Origin of the sequence: Rugamonas brunnea, assembly GCF_014042345.1 — a bacterium.
In the GTDB taxonomy this organism is placed as follows: domain Bacteria; phylum Pseudomonadota; class Gammaproteobacteria; order Burkholderiales; family Burkholderiaceae_D; genus Rugamonas; species Rugamonas brunnea.
In genome coordinates this window covers 168,616-193,177 of record NZ_JACEZT010000003.1, presented here as the reverse complement: position 1 = coordinate 193,177, position 24,562 = coordinate 168,616, and the positions used below count along the sequence as shown (strand labels likewise).

Here is a 24,562-nt window from a genome sequence, read left to right as displayed (position 1 = left end):
TAGTAAACGTGCAAACTCCTGTGGATAAGTCGGTTAACGGCTTAAAAATCATCCGTTTACGACGTAGATAAGCGCTTGCATAATCGCTGTATCAGTTCAGGAGCAATTCTGTATAAAATGACGGCCTCTGGACAAAATTGTCCTTACGCACAACTCTTCCTGTGGATATCCAGTAAGTTATCAACAGAGACATCGCGAAAACGGCCGTTTTTAGCTGCTTTCCAGTCTTCAGCCGTCCAGAACGGCGGACTTTTCTGCTCAAAATCACTTCCCGAGGTGTTTGGCATTGTTAGCAGCCAGCGTAGTCGGCTCGGCGGATAGCTGGTTAGTGGACCGCGATGCTCACCTTCCTCATTTGAAAAACCACAACGTTTCCACGCTGGGTGATGGTGGCGGCAATTTTTCAGGTGTAACGTTGGTGGGCAATGACAGTTCAGGGCCGGTAGTTCGGGTTGTCAGCCAGCCAGGCGTTTGGTTTCGCGCGGCGTGAGCCGCGCTCGTTGTGTTTGCCACTTCCGGGTTTAATTTTTCTTCGCGTTGTGTTGGCTTCGGTTTACTGTAAAGTCGTATATAAAAATAGTAGTAGTTGTTAACGCAGACACGTTTCTGTGGATAAGTCTGCAATTTGGATTAGAATCAAGCGTTTGCGCGATGCATAAGCAGGCGCGTAAACCTTGTATGACCGGCGCATTGTTTTGGGATAAAAAAACGGCGCCGGACTTTCGGTTTGTTTACTCACATTTCGCGCCTGTGGATATCCAGAGATTTATCCACAAGAAAAACGGCCGAATTTGCCGGTTTTTTGTGCATGAACCACCACGGGACGATGTTTCAGGAGGAAATGCATGGATTTACGGACACTTTTTCCACATCCCATCATCCAGGGCCCGATGGCTGGCGGTCCCAACACACCGGCCCAGGTGGCGGCCGTATCGAACGCGGGCGCGCTGGGATCGCTGGCCGGTTCATTGTTGTCGCCAGATAGCCTGCGTGCCCAGGTTGCCCAGATCCGTAGCCTGACGGACCGTCCTTTCTGTCTCAATTTCTTTGTTTTGCAGACGCCATCGCCCGATGCGGCCGAGGTTGCAGCGGCTGTCACCATGCTGGAACCGGTATGGTCGGCCTTGGGGTGGTCGGAATTGCCGAAGCCGGCCAAGTGGTGCGAGGACTTCGCGGCCCAGTTTGAAACGTTGATCGAGCTGAAACCGGCCGTCGCCAGTTTCACGTTCGGCATCCTGAGCGCGCAGCAGGTGGCGCGTTTGCATGATGCCGGTATTTTCGTAATCGGCACCATCACCACCGTGGACGAGGCGCTGGCTTGGCAGGAGTGCGGCGCCGATGCCGTGATCGCGTCCGGCGTGGAGGCGGGCGGCCATCGCGGCACGTTCCTCGGTCCTCAAACGGAGGCGAAACTGACCACTTTTGAGCTGTTACCGCAAGTGGCGGCGTCCGTGCGTATTCCTGTAATCGCGGCGGGCGGCATCATGGATGGCGCCGACATCAAGCGCGCGCTTAACGCCGGCGCCCAGGCGGTGCAAATGGGCACGGCGTTCCTCGTCACGGACGAATCGGGTATCCATCCCGCATACAAGCAGCGCTTGTTGATGGCTGGCGACCATCCGACCCGGCTCACGCGCAGTTTTTCCGGCCGTTATGCGCGTGGTCTGGACAACCGCTTCATGCAGATGATGGCGTCCGTTGAGCAAAAAGTGCCACCCTATCCTGTGCAAAATGCGCTTACCGGCAGCATCCGGGCTGAAGCGGCCAAGCGTGGCGATACGGAATTCATGTCCTTGTGGTGCGGCATGGGGGTAGCACGGGCGCGTCCGATGGCAGTTGCGCAACTGGTGCAGACTTTGCTGGCGGAAATCGCGGCGGCTTGATCAGCCGTCGTGGCCGCAACTTTATTGTGGAGGAACGGCATTGGAATCAGCGGGAGAGTACGACTACATCATCGTGGGCGCCGGTTCGGCCGGTTGCGTGCTGGCCAACCGGCTCAGCCGCGACAAGGACGCCCAGGTGTTGTTGATCGAGGCGGGCGGCAAGGACGATTATGTGTGGATTCATATCCCGGTTGGCTATTTGCATTGCATCGGCAACCCGCGCACGGATTGGCTCTACCGGACTGAAGCCGATGCCGGCCTCGGCGGACGCAGCCTGATTTATCCTCGCGGCAAGGTGCTGGGAGGCAGTTCTTCCATCAACGGCATGATTTATATGCGCGGCCAGGCCGGCGACTACGACCGTTGGGCCGAAGTGACCGGCGACCCGGGCTGGCGCTGGGATGCGGTGTTGCCCTTGTTTATGCAGAGCGAGGATTACCATGGCGGCGCTTCGGCCGTGCATGGCGCGGGCGGCGAATGGCGGGTGGAAAAGCAGCGGCTGTCGTGGAAAATCCTTGATGCCTTTCGCGACGCGGCAGAACAGACCGGCATTGCCAGGGTGGACGATTTCAACGGCGGCGACAATGCCGGCTGCGGCTATTTTGACGTGAACCAGAAGCGGGGCATCCGGTGGAACGCGTCCAAGGCGTTCCTGCGGCCCGTTGCGACGCGGCCCAACCTGACCATCATGACGGGCTGCCACGTGGAACGTTTGCTGATCGAGCAGAGCGAGCATGGCCCCGTCTGCCGCGGCGTGCAATTTACGGGCGGCGGCACGGCGTGGAGCGCGCGTGCCCGGCGCGAGACTTTGCTGACCGCCGGTGCCATCGGCTCGCCACAGATCTTGCAATTGTCGGGTATCGGGCCGGCGGGGCTGCTGCGCGCGCATGGCATTGCCCCCGTGGCCGAGCTGGCCGGCGTGGGCGAGAACCTGCAGGACCACTTGCAGTTGCGCATGGTGTACAAGGTGAGGGGGGCGAAAACCCTCAACACCATAGCCAGCACCTGGTACGGCAAGATGAAAATCGGGCTCGAATATGCGCTGCGGCAAAGCGGACCCATGTCGATGGCGCCGTCGCAGCTGGGTGCGTTCGCCAAATCCGATCCCGGCCTGGCCACGCCGGACCTGGAATACCATGTCCAGCCTTTATCGCTGGAGAAATTTGGCGAGCCTTTGCACGCGTTTCCCGCGTTCACGGCCAGTGTGTGCCACTTGCGGCCCTCGTCGCGCGGGCAGGTGCGCATCGTTTCGGCCGATTCCTATGCAGCGCCGGCCATCGCGCCGCACTACCTGAGCACGGCGGAAGACCGTAAGACAGCGGCAGCCGCATTGGCCCTGACGCGCCGCATCGTAGCCGCGCCTGCATTGCAGCCATTCGCGCCGGAGGAGTTCAAGCCAGGGCTGGATTTCCGGACCGAAGAAGAACTGGCGCGGGCGGCGGGCGCCATCGGCACCACGATCTTCCATCCGGTGGGCACTTGCAAGATGGGACGGGCCGATGACGCCACCGCCGTCGTTGATTCTGCCTTGCGGGTGATCGGCGTGCGCGGCTTGCGTGTGGTAGATGCGTCAATCATGCCGAATATTACTTCCGGGAATACCAACTCTCCCACTATGATGATTGCGGAGAAAGCAGCCGGACTGATCCATTCAGCCTGGAAAAACCGGTAAAAGAATGGTTTTTTTAAACTGTTTTTTGCCGCACATTTGCTAGGCATGGATCAAAAATCAATGGTATTTATACTGTATTGTTAGCCAAATTGTTAGTGTGTATGATCTAAAAAAAATTTGTAGTTTGCAAAGAATAACTAGGAGACAGGATGTCCAGCGTTATCTTGGAAACAAAGAATTTGACCAAGGAGTTCAAGGGATTCACGGCTGTTAATGACGTGAATTTGAAGGTCCAGCGCGGTCATATCCACGCGCTGATCGGTCCCAATGGCGCAGGCAAGACAACGTGCTTCAACCTGCTCACCAAATTCCTGGTCCCCACCTCCGGCCAGATCCTGTTCAACGGCAAGGACATCACGGCCGACAAGCCAGCCCAGATCGCCCGCATGGGCGTCATCCGTTCCTTCCAGATTTCCGCAGTTTTCCCCCACCTGACCGTGCTGCAGAACGTGCGCATCGGCCTGCAACGCCAGCTCGGCACCAGCTTCAATTTCTGGCAAAGCGAACGCAGCTTATCCAAGCTCAACGCGCGCGCGATGGAATTGCTGGCGGAAGTGGATTTGACGGAATTCGCGGACACCATCACGGTCGATATGCCCTACGGCCGCAAGCGGGCGCTGGAAATCGCCACCACGCTGGCCATGGAACCGGAATTGATGCTGCTCGATGAACCGACCCAGGGCATGGGCCACGAGGATGTGCACCGGGTGACGGAACTGATCAAGAAAGTGTCGGCTGGCCGCACCATCCTGATGGTCGAGCACAACATGAAAGTGGTGTCCGGCATCTGCGACAAGATTTCCGTCCTGCAGCGCGGCGCCATGTTGGCCGAGGGCAGTTATGCGGAAGTCTCGAGCAATCCGCAGGTGATGGAAGCGTATATGGGCACCGAAGCGACGGTGCTGGAAGGAGCGCACTGATGACGGCCGCTCTGGAAATATCGAACCTGCATGCCTGGTACGGCGAATCCCACATTCTGCACAGCGTGGACCTGAAGGTGCAGCCGGGCGAAGTGGTCACGCTGCTGGGCCGCAACGGCGCCGGCCGTACCACGACCATGCGCGCCATCATGGGCCTGACGGGGGCACGCAAGGGCTCGATCAAGGTCAACGGCGTGGAGGCGATCGGCCTGCCTACCCATAAAGTCGCGCATCTGGGCGTCGGCTACTGCCCGGAGGAACGCGGCATTTTCTCGTCGTTGTCGACCGAGGAAAACCTGATGTTGCCGCCCCATCTGGCGACGGGCCAGCCGGGCATGTCGGTGGCCGAGATTTATGCCATGTTCCCCAACCTGGAGGAGCGCAAGCACAGCCAGGGCACGCGGCTGTCGGGCGGCGAGCAGCAGATGCTGGCCGTCGCCCGCATCCTGCGCACCGGCGCGCGGCTGCTGCTGCTCGATGAAATCTCGGAAGGCCTGGCGCCCGTCATCGTGCAGGGCCTGGCCCGCATGATCACCACGCTCAAGGCCAAGGGCTACACCATCGTGATGGTGGAACAGAATTTCCGCTTCGCCGCGCCACTAGCGGACCGGTTTTATGTGATGGAACACGGGCAGATCGTGGAAACCTTTGTTGCGTCTGAATTGAGCGCCAAGATGCCGGTATTGACCGAGCTGCTGGGCGTGTAGTGCTGCTGTACTGCTGACTAACAATACCAATCCTGAACGGAGACAATATGAAACTCAAGACCATCGCCATCGCCGCCACCACCGTCTGCGCCATGGGCCTGTCCTATGCCGCGCAAGCCCAGGTATCGGGCGATACCATCAAGATCGGTTTCATCACCGACATGTCGGGCCTGTATTCGGACATCGACGGTCCCGGCGGCGCGGAAGCGATCAAGATGGCGATCGCCGACGCCGGTGTGGTTATCCCCGGCAAGAAGGTCGAGTTCATTTCCGCAGATCACCAGAACAAGGCCGACATCGCCGCCTCCAAGGCGCGTGAATGGTTCGACCAGCAGGGCGTGGACCTGCTGATCGGCGGCACCAACTCGGGCGCCAACCTGGCCATGGCCAAGGTCGCGGCCGAGAAGAAGAAAGTGTTCATCTCGATCGGCGCCGGCTCGGCCCGTTTGACGAACGAGGAGTGCACGCCCTACACCGTGCACTACGCCTACGACACGGTGGCGCTGGCGCGCGGCACGGGCGGCGCCATCGTCAAGCAGGGCGGCAAGACCTGGTATTTCCTGACCGCCGACTATGCGTTCGGCCAGTCGCTGGAAAAGGATACGGCCGATGTGGTCAAGGCCAATGGCGGCAAGGTGCTGGGCAGCGTCAAGCACCCGCTGTCGGCGTCCGATTTCTCGTCCTTCCTGCTGCAGGCGCAATCGTCGGGCGCGCAGATCCTGGGCCTGGCCAATGCCGGCGGCGACGCCATCAACTCGATCAAGGCCGCCAACGAATTCGGCATCACCAAGAAGATGAAGCTGGCCGGCTTGCTGATGTTCATCAACGACATCCACTCGCTGGGCCTGAACCTGACCCAGAACATGTACCTGACCGACAGCTGGTACTGGGACATGAATCCGGAAACCCGTGTCTGGGCCAAGCGCTACTTCGAGAAGATGAAGAAGGAACCGTCGAGCCTGCAGGCGGCCGACTATTCGGCCGTGAGCACCTACCTGAAGGCCGTCAAGGCGGCCGGCACGGATGATTCCGACAAGGTGATGGCGCGCCTGAAGTCGACCAAGATCAGCGACATGTACACCAAGGCCGGCGAGATCCGTCCCGATGGCCGCATGGTGCACGATATGTACCTGATGGAAGTGAAGAAGCCCGGCGAGTCCAAGTATCCATGGGACTACTACAAGGTGGCGGCCGTGGTGCCGGGCGCCCAGGCCTACGTGACCAAGGCCGAGACCAAGTGCTCGTTGTGGAAATAAGCTAACGGGGCGCGCGGCGTCCCGCCCGCATCGTGCTGTGTGCCGCCGGCCCCGCGCCGGCGGCGTTTCCCTGTTCACCCTCACCGCGCGCGGTGATACTTGACTGTGATCTCATGGATATATTCGGCGTTCCTCTGCCCGCGATGCTGAGCCAGTTGCTGCTGGGGCTGGTCAACGGCTCGTTCTACGCCATGCTGTCGCTGGGCCTGGCGGTCATCTTCGGCTTGCTGAACGTGATCAACTTTTCCCACGGCGCGCTGTACATGATGGGCGCTTTCCTGGCCTGGATGGGCATGACCTACCTGGGCCTCAATTACTGGGTGATGCTGGTGCTGGCGCCCGTCCTGGTGGGCGTGTTCGGCATCATCATCGAGAAGACCATGCTGCGCTGGCTCTACAAGCTCGACCACCTGTACGGCTTGCTGCTGACATTCGGTATTACGCTGATGGTGGAAGGCGTGTTCCGCTCGTTCTACGGCGTGTCCGGCCAACCGTTCGAGGTGCCGGAACTGCTGGCCGGCGCCACCGACCTCGGCTTCATGGTGCTGCCCAATTACCGGGCCTGGGTGGTGGTGGCGTCGCTGGCCGTCTGCTTGGGCACGTGGTTCGTGATCGAGAAAACCAAGCTTGGCTCCTACCTGCGGGCCGGCACGGAGAATCCGAAACTGGTGGAGGCGTTCGGCGTCAACGTGCCGCTGATGGTGACCATGACCTATGGCTTCGGCGTGGCGCTGGCGGGCTTTGCCGGCGTGCTGGCGGCGCCCATCATCCAGGTGTCGCCGCTGATGGGCTCCAATCTCATCATCGTCGTGTTCGCCGTCGTGGTGATCGGTGGCATGGGTTCCATCATGGGCTCCATCCTCACCGGCCTGGCGCTGGGCGTGATCGAGGGCCTGACGCGCGTCTACTACCCTGAAGGCTCGGCCACGGTGGTGTTCGTGGTGATGATCATCGTGCTGCTGCTGCGTCCTGCCGGCCTGTTCGGCAAAGAAAAATAAAGAGGTCACGCATGAACAAGAATACAGGCTACGCAATCGCCTTCGCCATCGCCCTGGCCGCGCCGTTCGTCGGCTATCCGGTGTTCCTGATGAAGCTGCTGTGCTTCTCGCTGTTCGCGTGCGCGTTCAACCTGCTGATCGGGTTCACCGGCTTGCTGTCGTTCGGCCACGCGGCGTTCTTCGGCGCGGCCGGCTATGTGGCCGGCAACGCGCTCAAGGTATGGGGGCTGCCGATGGAGCTGGGCTTGCTGGCAGGGGCGGGCGCGGCGGCAGTGATCGGGCTTGTGATGGGCGCGCTGGCCATCCGCCGCCAGGGCATCTACTTCTCGATGATCACGCTGGCGCTGGCGCAGATGGTCTACTTCGGCTGCCTGCGCGCCGGCGAGCTGACGGGCGGCGAGGATGGCTTGCAGGGTGTTCCACGTGGAAAGCTGCTGGGCATGCTCGATCTGGGCAATGACTTCGTGCTGTACTACGTGGTGCTGGCCATCGCCGTCGGCGGTTTTGCCCTGATCGTGCGCACCGTGCATTCGCCGTTCGGACAGGTGCTCAAGGCCATCAAGGAAAACGAGCCGCGCGCCATCTCGCTCGGGTACGACGTGGACAAGTACAAGCTGCTGGCCTTCGTGCTGTCGGCCACGCTGGCCGGGCTGGCCGGCGCCACCAACACCCTGGTGCAGGGCTTCGAGACGCTGACGGACGTGCACTGGAGCATGTCCGGCCTGGTGATCCTGATGACGCTGGTAGGGGGCATGGGCACGCTTGCCGGCCCCATCCTGGGCGCCATGATCATCATCGCGCTGGAGAACAAGCTGGGCGACCTGGGCGGCTTCCTGGCTGGCCACACGGGCATCGACTGGTTCAACCAATTGGGCGAGGCCGTCAGCATGGTGACGGGCCTGATCTTCGTGGCCTGCGTGCTGCTGTTCCGGCGCGGCATCGTCGGGGAATTCGTGGCCCGCTTCGGCGGCAACGGCGGCGGCAAGCACGCCTGATGTAGCAACCGGCGCCGGACTTCCTGTCCGGCGTTTTTTCTTGCAATATTGTCTTTGTATCTAGCATTCGGCCTGGATGGGGAAACTCGTCCCTGACGTTGTTGATTGCGCCTGGTTGGGCCGGAAATTCACTTCTAACGGAACAAGGGGAAGACATGAAACGCACACTGACAAGATTTGCCGCGCTGGCCGGCGCCGGCGCGGCGCTGGCCTCCTGCGGCAGCAACAGCCACATGCCCGACGAGCTGAACACGCTGCCGTCCTACCTCGGCACCATCACCAGCACCACCTACGACGGCGCCAGCGACGATTTGCTGACGGCCGGGCTGGGCAAGACCGGACTGGCGGCCGCCGCGCCCGCCTACGCCGATCCCGCCAATCCTACGGCCTCTGAGCTGCGCCGCAACGCGATCTGGGCCAACTACCGGGCCGTGCTCGATATCAACGCCAACAGCGGCTATGGCACGCTGTACGGCCCCAACGTGGACGCCAAGGGCAATGTGACGACCAGCGAAGGCAAGGTGGCCGGCACCGAATACCTGGCGTATGCCGACGATGGCACGGGCAACCAGAACGTGACGCTGATGGTGCAGGTGCCAGCCAGTTTCGATCCCGACCATGCCTGCATCGTGACGGGCACGTCGAGCGGTTCGCGGGGCGTGTACGGCGCCATCGGCAGCGCAGGCGAGTGGGGATTGAAGAACAACTGCGCGGTGGCCTATGCCGACAAGGGCAGCGGCACCGGCCTGTACACCTTCGACGACGACAGCGTGAACCTGCAGAACGGCATCCGCGCCACGCGCACGGCGGCCGGCAAGAACGGCAATTTCGCGCCGGTGCTGAGCGACGCCGACCGGGCCGCGTTCGCCAAGCTGACGGGCCGGGTCGCCTTCAAGCACGCCCATTCGCAGCAGAATCCGGAAAAGGACTGGGGCAAGTTTACGCTGCAGGCCATGGAGTTCGCGTTCTATGTGCTCAATGAAAAGTACGGGGTGCTGGCATCGGACAACAAGAGCCACATCGTCCGCCTCACGCCGCGCAACACGGTGACGATTGCGTCGAGCATTTCGAATGGCGCTGGGTCCGCGCTGCTGGCTGCCGAGCAGGACACCAAGGGCCTGATCGGCGGCGTGGCGGCGACCGAGCCTCAGATCCAGCCCAAGACCACGACCGGCTACACCGTGCGGCAGGGCGGTACCGCGGCGACGGCGCAGGGCAAGGCGCTGTTCGATTACTCCACCTACGCGGCGCTGTACCAGCCCTGCATCGCCGGCAGCGCGGGCCGCTGCACGGCGCTGACGGCCAAGGGCTTGCTGGTGGCGGGCGATCTGCCCACGCAGCAGGCCGATGCCAAGGCGCGCCTGAAAGCCTACGGCTGGTTGCCCGATTCGGACGTGCTGCAGGCGGCCCATGCCGGCACCAACATTCTGGTGGCGGTGACGTACGCAAATGCGTACGGCAAATTCTCCGTGACCGACAAGGTGTGCGGCTTTTCGTTCGCGCCGGTGGATGCGACGGGCTTGCCGGTGGCGTTCACGGCGGCGCAGAAGGCGTCCAGCTTCGCGACCCAGAACGGCATCATCGGCAGCGTGATCTATGAAAACTCGGCTGACGGCATCCCCAAGGTGTACACGGCGGGCATTTCGCCGAGCAATGGCCAGGCCGACCAGTCGCTCGACGGTTTCCTGTGCCTGCGCGCACTGGCCACGGGCATGGACCCGGTGACAGGCGGCGTGCTGGACGTGGGCTTGCAGGCGCAGAGCGCACGGGTGCGGGCTGGCATGGCGGAGGTCGCCGCGACCGGCAATCTGCACGGCAAGCCCGCCATCATTGTGCAGGGACGCAGCGACACGCTGATCCCCGTCAACCATGCCTCGCGCGCCTACCTGGGTTTGAACGCGATGGCGGAGGGCGCGACCAGCAAGCTGCGCTACATCGAGGTGACCCATGCCAATCACTTCGACTCGTTCACCAACGCGCTGCCGGCCAGTATCGTGCCCCTGCACGTCTACCTGTTCCGCGCGCTGGATGCCATGTATGCGAGCCTGAAGAGCGGTTCGACGTCGTCCTTGCCGCCATCGCAGGTGGTGCGGACGGTGACGCGGGCCGATGCCACCACGCCGATCACGATTGCCAACGTGCCGCCGATTGCCGCCACGCCGGCCGCTGGGGATGCGATCAACGTGTCGGGGACGGTGGTGGACGTGCCGAACTGATGCCAGCGCCCGCGCAAGCGGGAATCCATACGTCACGGAAGGCGCTGACGGTGTATGGATCCCCGCTTTCGCGGGGACGACAGTTTTAGGTTCGCGGAAGTTGGGAGGGGGACGTAACGGGCGTTACGTCCCCGTTTTTTTTACAGCGCGGCGGCGTAGATGGCGCGGGCGTCGGCCCGGGTGACGGGGCGGGGGTTGTTGCCGAGCAGCCGGGTCTGCAGCATGGCTTCGTCGGCCAGACGGTCGAGGTCGCTTTCCTGGATGCCCACCTGCTGCAAGGTGCGCTCAATCCCCGCAATGATGGCAAATTGCTGCATTGCAATAATCAGCGCTTCCGCACGGGCTTCCTCGCTGCCGCTCGCTTGGGGCACGACGACGGCGGCCAGTTCCGCGTACAGTCCGGCCGCTTGCGGTGCGTTGAAGCGCAGGACATGGGGCAGCACGAGGGAGTTCGACAGGCCATGTGGCACGTGGAACAAGCCCCCGATCGGATACGCCAGCGCATGCACGGCGGCCACGGGCGCGTTCGAGAATGCCTGCCCAGCCAGCATGGCGCCCAGCAGCATCGCCTGGCGCGCGGCCAGGTTGCTGCCATTTTCACAGGCATGGATCAGGTTGGCCGAGAGCAGGCCGAGCGCCTGGCGGGCCAGCATGTCGGACAGTGGATTCTTCTTGTGGCGGCTGGTGTAGGCTTCGATCGCGTGGACCATGGCGTCAATGCCGGTGGCCGCTGTGACCATGGCGGGCAGGCCCAGCGTCAGTTCCGCGTCGAGGATGGCCAGGTCGGCGTACAACTGCGGCGCCACGATTCCCATCTTGGTGGTGGCGCCCGTGGTGACGATGGCGATGTTGGTGACCTCGGAACCGGTGCCGGCCGTGGTGGGAATCTGCACCAGTGGCAGTCGCGTGCCGCGCACATTGCCGATGCCGTAGATGGCGCTCAGTTGCTGGGTATCGTCGGCCAGCACGGCGATCAGCTTGGCCACGTCCATCGAACTGCCGCCGCCGAAGCCGATGATGATGTCGCTCTCGTCGGCGCGGGCGGTGGCCACGGCTTCCTGGATCACCTGTTCAGGCGGATCGGACACCACATCCGAATACACGCGCACGTGCAGGCCGGCTGCTTGCAGGCTGGCCATGGGCGCATCGACCAGGCCCGTCTTGAGGAAGCCGGGGTCGGTGACGAGTAGTGCGCGGCGGGCGGAGGGGAAGTGCTGGCTGAGCAGCGCACCCAGTTGGCGGGTGGCGCCCAGTTCGGAAATGATCTGTGGGACGGTGCTGAATGCGAACGCTGGTATATCGTGCATGGCTGTTTCCGCAGGTGATGGATTGCCTTGAAGCTTACACCAAGCAGGCAACTATGCGTGATCGGCATAGGCTCCCTGTTGCCTTCTGTCGGCAAGATGCGCGCCGGCCCCGCCACTGCGGGTGCGGGCGGTGTAGGGCTGGGCGCGCGCCGCGTTTGCCGGGTTGGCGAACTATGCAGAATCGGCATCGGGGCGCGCCGTTGGGGCAGGGCTTTCTTCCGTACAATGTTACCCTTGCTTTCAGTCTTGATAGGGTAGGTGATGGTTGATTATCTGGTGTTGGGTGTGGCTGCGTTTGGCGCGGGTCTGGTGGATGCGGTGGTCGGGGGCGGGGGATTGATCCAGATTCCGGCGCTGTTTTCTGTCTTTCCGAATATGGCGCCGGCCACGCTGATCGGCACCAACAAGCTGGCCAGCATCTGCGGCACCGGCGTGGCGGCGGCTAGCTATGCGCGCCGGGTCAAGATCGCCTGGTCGACGGCGGCGCCGGCCGCCATCGCGGCGCTGGTGTTTGCCTTCGCGGGCGCCTACACGGTGACCAAGGTGTCGCCCGATTTCATGCGCGCGCTGCTGCCGTTCATCCTGCTGGCCGTGGCCGTTTACACCTTTGCCCGCAAGGACCTGGGCAGCGTCCATGCGCCCATGCACAGCGGCGCCAAGGAACAGGCGCTGGCGCTGGGCGTCGGCGCCTGCATCGGTTTCTATGACGGCTTCTTCGGCCCCGGCACGGGCAGCTTCCTGGTATTCCTGTTCGTGCGCGTGTTCGGCTTCGACTTCCTGGGGGCGTCGGCCGTGGCCAAGATCGTCAACGTGGCATGCAATTTTGCGGCGTTGCTGTGGTTCGGCTACAGCGGCCACCTGGTCTGGCAACTGGGCGCGATGATGGCGGTGGCGCAGATCGGTGGTTCCATCGTCGGGTCGCGCATGGCGCTCAAGCATGGCAGCCGCTTCGTGCGCAAGCTGTTCCTGATCGTGGTCGCGCTGTTGATCTGCAAGACGGGCTACGATGCCATCATCCGCTTAGCATAGATTGTTCCACGTGGAACACAGGGCGCCACCGGAAGGGGCGCCCTTTTTGTTTTTTGGGCTGCCAATTTTCGTCACTTTTTCAGTACTTTGGCACTGTTCCACGTGGAACAATTTATGCCCGGTTTGATGAAAATTTGTGCTGAAAAAATTCGCAGCTAGAAAAAGACTCTATAATCTGACCTCAATCCCTTCGCATTTATCCATTCCATCATGTTATTTCCTACTGAATTCGACGTCATCGTTGTCGGCGGTGGTCACGCCGGTACCGAGGCGGCCCTTGCTTCCGCCCGCATGGGGCAGAAGACTCTGCTGTTGACGCACAACATAGAGACGCTGGGCCAGATGTCGTGCAACCCGTCCATCGGCGGTATCGGCAAAGGCCACCTGGTCAAGGAAGTCGACGCCATGGGCGGCGCGATGGCCATCGCCACCGACGAATCGGGCATCCAGTTCCGCATCCTTAATTCCTCCAAAGGGCCCGCCGTGCGCGCCACCCGTGCCCAGGCCGACCGCATGCTGTACAAGCAAGCCATCCGTTCGCGGCTGGAGAACCAGCCCAACCTGTGGCTGTTCCAGCAAGCCGTGGACGACCTGATGGTGGAGGGCGACCGCGTGGTCGGCGCCGTCACGCAGATCGGCCTGAAGTTCGTGTCGCGTGCCGTGGTGCTGACGGCTGGTACTTTCCTCGACGGTAAGATCCACGTCGGCCTGCAAAACTATTCGGCCGGCCGCGCTGGCGATCCGCCCGCCATTTCCCTGTCGGCGCGCCTGAAGGAACTGAAGCTGCCGCAAGGCCGCCTGAAGACGGGCACGCCGCCGCGCATCGACGGCCGCAGCATCGACTTCGCCGCCATGACGGAACAGCCGGGCGACCTCGATCCGGTGCCGGTGTTCTCCGTGATGGGCAACGCCGCCATGCACCCGCGCCAGATGCCGTGCTGGGTCACCCACACCAACAGCCAGACGCACGACATCATCCGCGCCGGCCTGGACCGCAGCCCCATGTACACGGGCGTGATCGAGGGCGTGGGCCCGCGCTACTGCCCGTCGATCGAGGACAAGATCCACCGCTTCTCGGCCAAGGAATCGCACCAGATTTTCCTGGAGCCGGAAGGCCTGACTACCAACGAGTTCTACCCGAACGGTATCTCCACCAGCCTGCCATTCGATGTGCAGCTGAACCTGGTGCGCTCGATGAAGGGCATGGAAAACGCCTTCATCCTGCGCCCCGGCTATGCCATCGAGTACGACTATTTCGACCCGCGCGGCCTGAAGGCCTCGCTGGAAACCAAGGCCATTTCAGGCCTGTATTTCGCGGGCCAGATCAACGGCACCACCGGCTACGAGGAAGCGGCTGCGCAAGGCATGCTGGCCGGTATCAACGCGGCGCTGCAAACCTCGGGCCGCGAGTCGTGGACGCCGGGCCGTTCCGAAGCCTACCTGGGCGTGCTGGTCGACGACCTCGTCACGCAGGGTGTGCAGGAACCGTACCGCATGTTCACCAGCCGCGCCGAGTACCGCCTGAGCCTGCGTGAAGACAATGCCGACATGCGCCTGACGGAAATCGGCCGCAAGCTCGGCTGCGTGGGTGATGCCCAGTGGGAAGCATTCGACCGCAAGCGCGAAGCCGTGGCACAGGAACTGGAACGGCTGCGTTCCACGTGGGTCAACCCGCGCATCCTGGCGGCAGCGGAATCTGAGCGTGTGATTGGCCAGGCCATCGAGCGCGAGTATTCGCTGGCTGATCTGCTGCGCCGTCCCGGTGTGGCCTACGACAAGTTGATGAGCCTGTCCGGCGTGGATGGCCGCGAGCTGGCCGGCCCCGGCGTGACCGACGACGCGGTGCGCGAACAGGTGGAAATCCAGCTCAAGTATTCGGGCTATATCGACCGCCAGACGCGCGAAGTGGAGCGCCACGAACACTACGAAAACCTCAAGCTGCCGGAAGCGTTCAACTACCTGGACATCACGGCCTTGTCGGTGGAAGTGCGGCAGAAGCTGCACGCGCAGCGCCCTGAAACGCTGGGCCAGGCATCGCGCATTTCCGGCGTAACGCCGGCTGCTATTTCGCTGCTGCTGGTGCATTTGAAGAAAGCCGGGTATGGCGGTTTCGCCACCCTCAAGGATGAGGTAGCTTGATGAAGGTGTTTGACCGTAACGCGCTGTCGCAGGTACTGAACGACGGCATCAAGGCCATGCACCTGGACCTGAGCGGGCAGCAAGTGGAACAGCTGCTCGACTACCTGGCGCTGCTGAACAAGTGGAACAGCGTGTACAACCTGACGTCGGTGCGCGACCCGATGCAGATGGTGACCCTGCACCTGCTCGATTCGCTGGCCGCCGTGCCGGCGTTCGCAGGCGCGCGCAACGTGCTGGACGTGGGCGCGGGCGGCGGATTGCCCGGCATCGTGCTGGCCATCGCGCGGCCGGACATGAAAGTGTCGATGATCGACACCGTGCACAAGAAAACGGCCTTCCTCAGCCAGGTGAAGGCTGAGCTGGGCCTGGCCAACGTGACCGTGTACACGATGCGGGTGGAGCAGCTGCAAGTGAAGCTGCCGTTCGATGTGATCACCTCGCGGGCGTTCGCGGACCTGTCCGACTTCGTCAACTGGTCGGGACACCTGCTGCAAGAGGGCGGGCAATTCATCGCCTTGAAAGGGGTGGCCCCGGCAGAGGAGCGCGAGCGACTGCCAGCACCATGGAAAGTGAGCAAATTACAGCCTTTGGAGGTGCCGGGGCTGGGCGCGGAGCGCCATCTGGTGTTCATCGCCAAAACTGAGTAAACGATTTATATGGTTTAAATGGTTTATTCAGTATAAACAGTATAAATCGTTTATACCGTAGTAATAGTATAAATAATATTAATCGTATCGCCGGACATCCCATGAGGATGGCCGCGCAGATACGGCAACTCCTGATAAGAATATACATGGCGAAAATTTTTTGCGTAGCGAATCAAAAGGGCGGCGTGGGCAAGACCACCACCAGCGTCAACCTGGCGGCCGGCCTGGCCAAGCTGGACCAGCGCGTGCTGCTGGTGGACCTGGACCCGCAGGGCAATGCCACCATGGGCGCCGGCATCAACAAGGCGGGACTGGCCGCCTCCACCTACGAGGTGATGCTGGGCACATCCGATGTCGCTACCGCGCGCCAGCGTTCGGAAGCAGGGCGCTTCGACGTGCTGCCATCGAACCGCGAGCTGGCCGGCGCCGAGGTGGAGATGGTGGAGCTCGATAACCGCGAGCGCCGCCTGAAGGATGCGCTGGCGCTGGTGGACAAGGACTACGAGTTCATCCTGATCGACTGCCCGCCCGCGCTGTCGATGCTGACGCTGAACGGCCTGTGCGCGGCGCACGGCGTGATCATCCCCATGCAGTGCGAGTACTACGCGCTGGAAGGGCTGTCGGATCTGGTCAACACCATCAAGAAGGTGCACGCCAACCTGAACCAGGATCTGAAGATCATCGGCCTGCTGCGCGTGATGTTCGATCCGCGCATGACGCTGTCGCAGCAAGTGTCGGCCCAGCTGGAGCAGCACTTCGGCGACAAGGTCTTCAACACCATCATCCCGCGCAACGTGCGCCTGGCCGAAGCGCCATCGTACGGTTTGCCGGGCGTCACCTTCGATCCATCATCCAAGGGTGCGCAGGCGTACATCGCGTTCGGCGCCGAGATGGTGGAACGCATCAAGAAAATGTAAGGGAAGTTTTTAGCATGGCAACCAAAAAACTCAAGGGCCTGGGTCGCGGCCTGGACGCGCTGCTCGGCGGCGATGGCGACCTGAACAACCCGGCACTGGGCACGCCGTCCGAATTGCCCGTGTCGCAAATGCAAGCGGGCAAATACCAGCCCCGCACCCGGATGGACGAGGGCGGTCTGCAGGAACTGGCCGCTTCCATCAAGACCCAGGGCATCATGCAGCCTATCCTGGTGCGCCCGGTCGGCAAGGACAAGGCCAGCGGCCTGACCAAGTACGAAATCATCGCCGGCGAACGCCGCTTCCGCGCCGCACAAATCGCGGGCCTGGAACAACTCCCGGTGTTGGTGCGCGATGTGGACGATCAGGCGGCCGCCGCCATGGCGCTGATCGAGAACATCCAGCGCGAAGACTTGAATCCGCTGGAAGAAGCGCAGGGCATCCATCGCCTGATCACGGATTTCAGTTTCACCCATGAACAGGCGGCCACGGCCGTGGGACGGTCGCGCAGCGCCGTCAGCAACCTGCTGCGCCTGATGAATCTGGCAACGCCGGTGCAGACCATGCTGATGGCCGGCGACATCGACATGGGCCACGCGCGCGCGCTGCTGGCCGTGGACGCGGCCACCCAGATCACGCTGGCCAACTTGGTGGTGGCCAAGCGTCTTTCCGTGCGGGAAACGGAAAAGCTGGTCAACAAGACGCTGGAGGAGCAAAAAGCCCAGCCGGCCGAAAAAGCCCAGAAGGAAAAGTCGGGCGACATCCTGCGGCTGGAAGAGGAACTGTCGGACACGCTGGCCACGCCGGTCGTGTTCAAGATGGGCGCCAAAGGCCGTGGTCAAATGATCATCGACTTCGCCGACCTCGACATCCTGGACGGGGTGCTGGCCCGCTTGCGCGCCTGAGCACCAACTGTTGCAAAAATGCAAGGCGCCCGCGTGGCGCCTTTTCTTTTTGCAACTTCCGTCCGCAACGGGAATTGCCATGTGGATAAATTCCGGGCGCGGCCGGACGGCCCCGGCTGTGACTGTTGGCTAAATCCTACTGTAACCATCTTTTCCACAGAATCCGTTGCAAACCGGTCCCGCTGTCAGTTTCACATAAGCAAAAACCCATAAAATACTGCCTCGGATCAAGCGCCCCAAAAAGGTGCAAATATTAGTTATATGGTTCTAAAAGCGTCGCTTTCAAGCCGCAAATGCTCTGCTGCGGTGCAGCAATGTTTGACGCTAGTACGTAAAGACACTTATAATCCCGTGTCTTTGGTATATCGGCATCTCTAGGAAACCGGCTCGTGAGTGATACAAAACAAAGTATTTCGCGACCCGTGTACCGAGTTGTCGCCCTCCAGCTGGTTATCGCCACTGGGTTTGCGTTGCTCGTGGGAACCATGAGTGGCGCGTTGAAAGGTTGGTCGGCCGCATACGGCGGAGGAATCGCAGTCATCGGGAGTCTGATGTACGCGATGATCGTCGCGGGCGGCTCAAATGACGCCAACCGAGCTTTTCGGATGCATATCCGCGCCGAAGTCGTAAAGATTTTTATCACGGTAGTGCTGTTCGTACTGGCACTGGCGCTGTTTCAGTCGGCCTCTTGGTTATGGCTGATCTTAGGTTTCGCGGTGGCAACCCTGGCTTACTGGTTTTCACTGCTCGCAGTTTAATCACCAAAATCTATTACTTATATGACCACAGAACACGCTGTTGAGGCGGCCCACGGGGCGCCGGCGAATGCCACCGAATATATCCAACACCACCTGAGCCACCTGCACGACGCCAATGGCATGTGGAATCTGGACACGTTCTGGATTTCCGCTTTCCTGGGCCTGGTGTTCCTGGGCGTGTTCTGGCTCGCCTCGCGCCGCGCCACGGCCGGTGTGCCGGGCAAGCTGCAAAACTTCGTCGAAGCCGTGATGGAATTGGTGAACGAAGTCGTCAATTCCGCTTTCCACGCCAAGAGCAAGGTCATCGCACCGCTGGCCATCACCATCTTCGTGTGGGTCTGGCTGCTCAACGCCATGGACTTCCTGCCAGTCGACCTGCTGCCCAAGGTGTTCAGCTACCTGGGCGTGCACAAGCTGCGCGTAGTGCCTACGGCTGACGTCAACCACACCTTCGGCATGTCGTTCGGCGTCATGCTGTGCATTATTGGTTTCTCGATCAAGGCCAAGAGCCTGGGCGGCTGGTTCAAGGAACTGCTGACGGCCCCATTCCACGCGCATGGCTTCATGGCCATCGTGCTGGCGCCCGTCAACTTCATCTTCCAGATGATCGAGCTGCTGGCAAAACCACTGTCGCTGTCGCTGCGATTGTTCGGCAACATGTATGCCGGCGAACTGATCTTCATTCTGATCGCTCTGCTGCCATGGTGGGCGCAGTGGCTGCTCGGTGGTCCATGGGTAATCTTCCACATCCTGGTGGTGACCCTGCAAGCGTTTGTGTTTATGGCGTTGACTGTTGTGTACCTGAGCCTCGCGGTTGAGAAGCACTAAGCAACAAATCGTTTTTTCATTTTTTTGGTATCTGTAGTCTTTTTTAAAATCTTAGGAGAAATAAATGCAAGCTCTGATCGCACAAGTACAAGGCATGACCGTTCTGGCAGCAGCTATCATCATCGGCCTGGGCGCCATCGGCACCGCACTGGGTTTCGCTATTCTGGGCGGCAAGTTCCTGGAAGCGTCGGCACGTCAGCCTGAACTGATGCCACAACTGCAAACCAAACTGTTCGTTATCGCCGGTCTGCTGGACGCGATCTCGATGATCGGCGTCGGCGTTGCTCTGCTGTACACCTTCAACAACCCATTCCTGAGCGCCATCATCGCTGCTGCTGGTAAGTAATCTGCTCCAACCCTAGGAGAAACTTTTAGTTAGGAGCAAAGGTATGGACATCAATATGTCGCTCATCGGCCAGATGATCACCTTCGCGGTGTTGGTCTGGGTTTCGATGAAGTTCGTATTTCCAGCGCTGAACACGGCGCTGGATGAGCGTGCCAAGCGTATCGCCGACGGTCTGGCCGCCGCTGACCAAGGCCAGCAAGCCATGGTCGTGGCTGAGAAGCGTGCGGCCGAAGCACTGGCCGGTGCACGCGAAGAAGCTTCGCAACGCGTTGCGGACGCTGAAAAGCGTGCCCAACTGGTCGCGGAAGAAATCAAAGCGAACGCACAAGCCGAAGCGGACCGCATCATTGCGCAAGCCAAGGCAGACGCCGATCAGCAAGTGGCCAAGGCTCGCGAAGCACTGCGCGCTCAGGTGGCTGACCTGGCTGTCAAGGGCGCCGAGCAAATCCTGAAGCGCGAAGTTTCGGCAGCGGCCCACGCCGACCTGCTGTCGCGCTTGGCTGTCGAGCTGTAATCATGGCAGAAAACGCAACCGTCGCCCGTCCCTACGCGGAAGCCCTGTTCCGCGTAGCCCAAGCAGGTAAGGAATCGTTCAGCCTCGCGGCGTGGTCCGAACTGGTGTCCGAACTGGCCCAGATCGGTACCCACCCCGAGGTACAAGCGTTCGCCCGCAATCCGAAAGTGTCGGAGAGCGATGTGATCGCCACTATCACCACCCTGGTGAAGTCGCCGCTGAATACGGAAGCCAAGAACTTCCTGGCGATGCTGGTCGAAAACGGCCGCATCAGTCTGCTGCCGGAAATCGGCGCGCAATTCCAGCTGTTGAAAAACAGCGTGGAAGGTGCGGCGGATGCAGCCATCTCCAGCGCCTTCGAGCTGAGCGCGGCACAAGTGGCCGAGCTGGTCGCGACGCTGGAGAAGAAATTCAGCCGCAAGCTCAATCCAGCCGTCACGGTTGATCCATCGCTGATCGGTGGCGTGCGCGTGGTGGTGGGCGATGAAGTGCTCGACACTTCGGTCCGCGCCAAGCTGCAGCAAATGCGTGCTGCGCTGGTGGCCTAAGGGACCGCCTGCTTAGAACAGATTCTTCCCCTCGCGCAAGCTGAGAGAAACACTTTTAGGAGTTAGTATGCAACTCAACCCATCTGAAATCAGCGAGTTGATCAAGAGCCGGATCCAAGGCCTTGACGGCGGCGCTGAAGTGCGCAACCAAGGCACGGTTATTTCCGTTGCCGACGGTATCTGCCGCATCCACGGCCTGTCCGAAGTGATGCAAGGCGAGATGCTGGAATTCCCTGGCAACACCTTCGGTCTGGCAATGAACCTGGAGCGCGACTCCGTCGGCGCCGTGATTCTGGGTGCTTACGAGCACATCTCGGAAGGCGACACGGTCAAGTGCACCGGCCGCATTCTGGAAGTGCCGGTCGGTCCTGAACTGCGCGGCCGTGTGGTCAACGCGCTGGGCCAGCCAATCGACGGCAAAGGCGCCGTGGACGCCAAGCTGACCTCGCCAATCGAGAAGATCGCTCCGGGCGTGATCGCCCGTGAATCCGTGTCGCAGCCAATGCAGACCGGCCTGAAGTCGATCGACGCCATGGTGCCTATCGGCCGCGGCCAGCGTGAGCTGATCATTGGCGACCGCCAGACCGGTAAGTCGGCCGTTGCCGTCGACGCCATCATCAACCAGAAGGGCCAGGGCATGACGTGTATCTACGTCGCCATCGGCCAGAAGGCATCGACCATCAAGAACATCGTGCGTTCGCTGGAACAGCACGGCGCGATGGAGTACACGATCGTTGTGGCCGCCTCGGCCGCCGAATCGGCTGCCATGCAGTACATCTCGGCCTACTCGGGCTGCGCGATGGGCGAATACTTCCGCGACCGCGGTGAAGACGCGCTGATCGTCTACGATGACCTGTCCAAGCAAGCTGTGGCCTACCGTCAGATCTCGCTGCTGCTGCGCCGCCCACCAGGCCGCGAAGCGTACCCAGGCGACGTGTTCTACCTGCACAGCCGTCTGCTGGAACGCGCAGCCCGCGTGAACGCCGACTACGTGGAAGCCTTCACCGGTGGCGCCGTCAAGGGCAAGACCGGTTCGCTGACGGCACTGCCGATCATCGAAACCCAGGCTGGCGACGTGTCCGCATTCGTGCCGACCAACGTGATTTCGATTACCGACGGTCAGATCTTCCTGGAAACCTCGCTGTTCAACGCCGGTATCCGTCCTGCGATTAACGCCGGTATTTCCGTGTCGCGCGTCGGTGGCGCCGCCCAGACCAAGGTCATCAAAAACCTGTCCGGCGGTATCCGTACCGACTTGGCGCAGTACCGTGAGCTGGCTGCGTTCGCGCAGTTCGCTTCCGACCTGGACGAATCGACCCGTAAGCAGCTGGACCGCGGTGCCCGCGTGACCGAACTGCTGAAGCAGGCGCAATACTCGCCGCTGTCGATTTCGCTGATGGGCGCCTCGCTGTTCGCCGTGAACAAGGGCTACCTGGACGACGTCCCAGTCAAGAAAGTGCTGCCATTCGAAGCCGGTCTGCATTCGTACCTGAAGACCAAGCAAGCTGCGCTGCTGGCCAAGATCGAAGAAACCAAGCAACTGGACAAGGACGGCGAAGCTGCGCTGTCGGCCGCCATTGCTGATTTCAAGAAATCCGGCGCATTTTAAGCATACGGCGGCCCCCCGTTACGGCGGCGGGCCGCCCCCAGCGCAGAAGGAGTAAGGACTCATGGCAGTAGGCAAAGAGATACGTGGCAAGATCAAGAGCGTAGAGAATACGAAGAAGATCACCAAGGCGATGGAAATGGTCGCCGCATCGAAAATGCGCAAGGCGCAGGATCGTATGCGCGCCGCCCGTCCCTACAGTGACAAGATTCGTAATATCGCCGCCAATCTGGCAACCGCCAATCCGGAATACACGCACCCGTTCCTCGCTGAAGAGCAGAGCGTGGCAGCAAAAGCGGTGGGCTTCATCATCGTCACGACCGACAAGGGTCTGTGCGGTGGCCTGAACACCAACGTGCTGCGCCTGGTGACGTCGAAGACGCGCGAGCTGGAAACGGCTGGCAACAAGATTGCTGCGGTAGCTATCGGTAACAAGGGTTTGGGGTTTTTGAATCGCGTAGGCGTTCCTGTGGTGGCCCAGGCTACCCAGATCGGCGACACGCCGCACCTGGACAAGCTGATCGGACCTGTGAAGGTCATGCTCGAGCAGTTCCAGAACGGCCAGCTCGACGCCGTCTACCTGTGCTACACCAAGTTCATTAACACGATGAAGCAGGAACCGATGGTGGAGCAGCTGCTGCCCCTGCCAGCGGGCAAGAAGCAAGGCGACAAAGGTAACCATTCGTGGGATTACATTTACGAGCCCGACGCTGCGACCGTGATCGATGAACTGCTGGAGCGCTATGTGGAAGCGCTGGTGTACCAGGCAGTGGCGGAAAACCTGGCGTCCGAGCAATCGGCGCGTATGGTGGCGATGAAGGCGGCCAGCGACAACGCCGGCAATGTGATCGGCGAACTGAAGCTGATCTACAACAAGACGCGCCAAGCTGCGATTACCAAAGAACTCTCTGAAATCGTTGCCGGTGCGGCGGCGGTTTAAATACGAATTTAACTATATTTGAAGGAACGAACATGGCTGATGGCAAAATCGTTCAGTGTATCGGCGCTGTGGTGGACGTTGAGTTTCCCCGCAACGCGATGCCCAAGGTATTCGATGCCTTGAAAATGGAAGGCTCCGAGCTGACCCTGGAAGTTCAACAACAGCTGGGCGACGGCGTGGTCCGTACCATTGCTCTGGGTTCGTCGGACGGTCTGCGTCGCGGCATGAGCATCCAGAACACCGGCAAGCCGATCATGGTGCCTGTGGGTAAAGCCACGCTGGGCCGCATCATGGACGTGCTGGGCAACCCGATCGACGAATGCGGCCCGGTCGCACACGACCAGATCGCATCGATCCACCGTACCCCGCCTGCATACGACGAACTGTCGCCATCGCAGGATCTGCTGGAAACCGGCATCAAGGTGATTGACCTGGTGTGCCCGTTCGCCAAGGGCGGTAAAGTGGGTCTGTTCGGCGGTGCAGGTGTGGGCAAGACCGTGAACATGATGGAACTGATCAACAACATCGCAAAAGCGCACTCGGGTCTGTCCGTGTTCGCCGGCGTCGGTGAGCGTACCCGTGAAGGTAACGACTTCTACCACGAAATGGCCGACGCCAAAGTGGTGGACCTGGAAAACCCCGCCAACTCGAAAGTGGCGATGGTCTACGGTCAGATGAACGAACCACCAGGCAACCGTCTGCGCGTGGCGCTGACCGGCCTGACGATCGCGGAATCGTTCCGTGACGAAGGCAAGGACGTGCTGTTCTTCGTCGACAACATCTACCGCTTCACGCTGGCCGGTACCGAAGTGTCGGCACTGCTGGGCCGTATGCCTTCCGCCGTGGGTTACCAGCCTACCCTGGCCGAAGAAATGGGCCGCCTGCAAGAGCGTATCACCTCGACCAAGACCGGTTCGATCACCTCGATCCAGGCCGTGTACGTCCCTGCGGATGACTTGACCGACCCGTCGCCAGCCACCACCTTCGGCCACCTGGATTCGACCGTCGTGCTGTCGCGTGACATCGCCTCGCTGGGTATCTACCCTGCCGTGGACCCGCTGGATTCGACCTCGCGCCAGCTGGACCCGCTGGTCGTGGGCCAGGACCACTACGACACCGCCCGCGCCGTGCAAGGCACGCTGCAGCGCTACAAGGAACTGCGTGACATTATCGCGATTCTGGGTATGGACGAACTGGCACCGGAAGACAAACTGCTGGTGGCCCGCGCCCGTAAGATGCAGCGTTTCCTGTCGCAGCCATTCCACGTCGCTGAAGTGTTTACCGGCTCGCCAGGTAAATACGTTTCGCTGAAGGACACGATCAAGGGCTTCAAGATGATCGCTTCCGGCGAACTCGATCACCTGCCAGAACAAGCGTTCTACATGGTCGGCACGATCGAAGAAGCCATCGAAAAAGCCAAGAAGCTCAACTAAT

At 61.2% G+C, this 24,562-nt stretch carries 22 protein-coding genes; 21 read left to right on the top strand and 1 reads right to left on the bottom strand.

All coding sequences use genetic code 11. The annotated features are described in order from the left end of the window. Positions 1-845 precede the first annotated feature (845 nt). The 8 genes from H3H37_RS06625 (at position 846) to H3H37_RS06590 (ending at position 10,647) form a co-directional block, all read left to right on the top strand. Positions 846-1,883 (top strand): NAD(P)H-dependent flavin oxidoreductase, encoded by a 1,038-nt coding sequence (locus H3H37_RS06625; RefSeq protein ID WP_182160854.1) that lies wholly within the window; start codon positions 846-848, stop codon positions 1,881-1,883. Between the two features lie 40 nt (positions 1,884-1,923). Next, positions 1,924-3,555, top strand: coding sequence for a GMC family oxidoreductase (locus H3H37_RS06620; RefSeq protein WP_182160853.1), 1,632 nt, complete (start codon positions 1,924-1,926; stop codon positions 3,553-3,555). A gap of 149 nt (positions 3,556-3,704) precedes the next feature. Next, on the top strand, positions 3,705-4,475 hold the full coding sequence (locus H3H37_RS06615) for an ABC transporter ATP-binding protein (RefSeq protein WP_182160852.1): 771 nt from the start codon (positions 3,705-3,707) through the stop codon (positions 4,473-4,475). After that, positions 4,475-5,182, top strand: coding sequence for an ABC transporter ATP-binding protein (locus H3H37_RS06610; protein WP_182160851.1), 708 nt, complete (start codon positions 4,475-4,477; stop codon positions 5,180-5,182). The genes H3H37_RS06615 and H3H37_RS06610 overlap by 1 nt, the downstream gene beginning before the upstream one ends. Positions 5,183-5,229: 47 nt before the next feature. Next, positions 5,230-6,438, top strand: coding sequence for an ABC transporter substrate-binding protein (locus H3H37_RS06605; RefSeq protein WP_182160850.1), 1,209 nt, complete (start codon positions 5,230-5,232; stop codon positions 6,436-6,438). 113 nt (positions 6,439-6,551) lie between these two features. Next, the gene (locus H3H37_RS06600) at positions 6,552-7,436 is read left to right on the top strand and encodes a branched-chain amino acid ABC transporter permease (RefSeq protein ID WP_182160849.1); all 885 of its coding nucleotides are present in this window, start codon (positions 6,552-6,554) and stop codon (positions 7,434-7,436) included. 11 nt (positions 7,437-7,447) lie between these two features. Beyond that, on the top strand, positions 7,448-8,431 hold the full coding sequence (locus H3H37_RS06595; RefSeq protein WP_182160848.1) for a branched-chain amino acid ABC transporter permease: 984 nt from the start codon (positions 7,448-7,450) through the stop codon (positions 8,429-8,431). Between the two features lie 155 nt (positions 8,432-8,586). After that, positions 8,587-10,647: a 3-hydroxybutyrate oligomer hydrolase family protein gene (locus tag H3H37_RS06590; protein ID WP_182160847.1), complete on the top strand. Its 2,061-nt coding sequence runs from the start codon at positions 8,587-8,589 to the stop codon at positions 10,645-10,647. Positions 10,648-10,787: 140 nt separating this feature from the next. Here H3H37_RS06590 and H3H37_RS06585 read toward each other — a convergent pair whose 3' ends face one another. After that, a complete protein-coding gene (locus H3H37_RS06585) occupies positions 10,788-11,945 on the bottom strand; it encodes an iron-containing alcohol dehydrogenase (protein ID WP_375539990.1) in 1,158 nt (385 codons plus the stop codon). Between the two features lie 270 nt (positions 11,946-12,215). On the opposite strand from H3H37_RS06585, the gene H3H37_RS06580 reads away from it, so the two are divergent. From H3H37_RS06580 to atpD, 13 genes are all read left to right on the top strand, one after another. Further along, complete coding sequence (locus H3H37_RS06580; RefSeq protein WP_182160845.1) at positions 12,216-12,983, top strand: TSUP family transporter; 768 nt, start codon at positions 12,216-12,218, stop codon at positions 12,981-12,983. Between the two features lie 210 nt (positions 12,984-13,193). Then, complete coding sequence (gene mnmG, locus H3H37_RS06575) at positions 13,194-15,122, top strand: tRNA uridine-5-carboxymethylaminomethyl(34) synthesis enzyme MnmG (RefSeq protein WP_182160844.1); 1,929 nt, start codon at positions 13,194-13,196, stop codon at positions 15,120-15,122. Then, positions 15,122-15,769: a 16S rRNA (guanine(527)-N(7))-methyltransferase RsmG gene (rsmG, locus tag H3H37_RS06570; RefSeq protein WP_182161008.1), complete on the top strand. Its 648-nt coding sequence runs from the start codon at positions 15,122-15,124 to the stop codon at positions 15,767-15,769. Before mnmG ends, rsmG begins: the two co-directional genes overlap by 1 nt. Before the next feature lie 146 nt (positions 15,770-15,915). Beyond that, positions 15,916-16,686, top strand: a complete 771-nt coding sequence (locus H3H37_RS06565; protein WP_182160843.1) for a ParA family protein — start codon at positions 15,916-15,918, stop codon at positions 16,684-16,686. A 14-nt stretch (positions 16,687-16,700) separates the two neighbouring features. Beyond that, positions 16,701-17,588 carry a ParB/RepB/Spo0J family partition protein gene (locus H3H37_RS06560; RefSeq protein ID WP_182160842.1) on the top strand — a complete coding sequence of 296 codons (888 nt, stop codon included), beginning with the start codon at positions 16,701-16,703 and terminating at the stop codon, positions 17,586-17,588. Positions 17,589-17,977: 389 nt separating this feature from the next. After that, positions 17,978-18,346 (top strand): ATP synthase subunit I, encoded by a 369-nt coding sequence (locus tag H3H37_RS06555; RefSeq protein ID WP_311197417.1) that lies wholly within the window; start codon positions 17,978-17,980, stop codon positions 18,344-18,346. A gap of 21 nt (positions 18,347-18,367) precedes the next feature. Then, positions 18,368-19,174 carry a F0F1 ATP synthase subunit A gene (gene atpB, locus H3H37_RS06550; RefSeq protein WP_182160841.1) on the top strand — a complete coding sequence of 269 codons (807 nt, stop codon included), beginning with the start codon at positions 18,368-18,370 and terminating at the stop codon, positions 19,172-19,174. A gap of 64 nt (positions 19,175-19,238) precedes the next feature. Continuing rightward, positions 19,239-19,520 carry a F0F1 ATP synthase subunit C gene (gene atpE, locus H3H37_RS06545; RefSeq protein ID WP_182160840.1) on the top strand — a complete coding sequence of 94 codons (282 nt, stop codon included), beginning with the start codon at positions 19,239-19,241 and terminating at the stop codon, positions 19,518-19,520. 43 nt (positions 19,521-19,563) lie between these two features. Further along, positions 19,564-20,034, top strand: a complete 471-nt coding sequence (locus H3H37_RS06540; protein ID WP_182160839.1) for a F0F1 ATP synthase subunit B — start codon at positions 19,564-19,566, stop codon at positions 20,032-20,034. A 2-nt stretch (positions 20,035-20,036) separates the two neighbouring features. After that, positions 20,037-20,582 (top strand): F0F1 ATP synthase subunit delta, encoded by a 546-nt coding sequence (locus tag H3H37_RS06535; protein WP_182160838.1) that lies wholly within the window; start codon positions 20,037-20,039, stop codon positions 20,580-20,582. A 67-nt stretch (positions 20,583-20,649) separates the two neighbouring features. Then, positions 20,650-22,191 (top strand): F0F1 ATP synthase subunit alpha, encoded by a 1,542-nt coding sequence (gene atpA, locus H3H37_RS06530; RefSeq protein ID WP_182160837.1) that lies wholly within the window; start codon positions 20,650-20,652, stop codon positions 22,189-22,191. Positions 22,192-22,252: 61 nt separating this feature from the next. Next, positions 22,253-23,128 (top strand): F0F1 ATP synthase subunit gamma, encoded by an 876-nt coding sequence (atpG, locus tag H3H37_RS06525; protein ID WP_182160836.1) that lies wholly within the window; start codon positions 22,253-22,255, stop codon positions 23,126-23,128. Between the two features lie 32 nt (positions 23,129-23,160). Then, positions 23,161-24,561 (top strand): F0F1 ATP synthase subunit beta, encoded by a 1,401-nt coding sequence (gene atpD, locus H3H37_RS06520; RefSeq protein ID WP_182160835.1) that lies wholly within the window; start codon positions 23,161-23,163, stop codon positions 24,559-24,561. The last annotated feature ends 1 nt before the right edge of the window (position 24,562 follow it).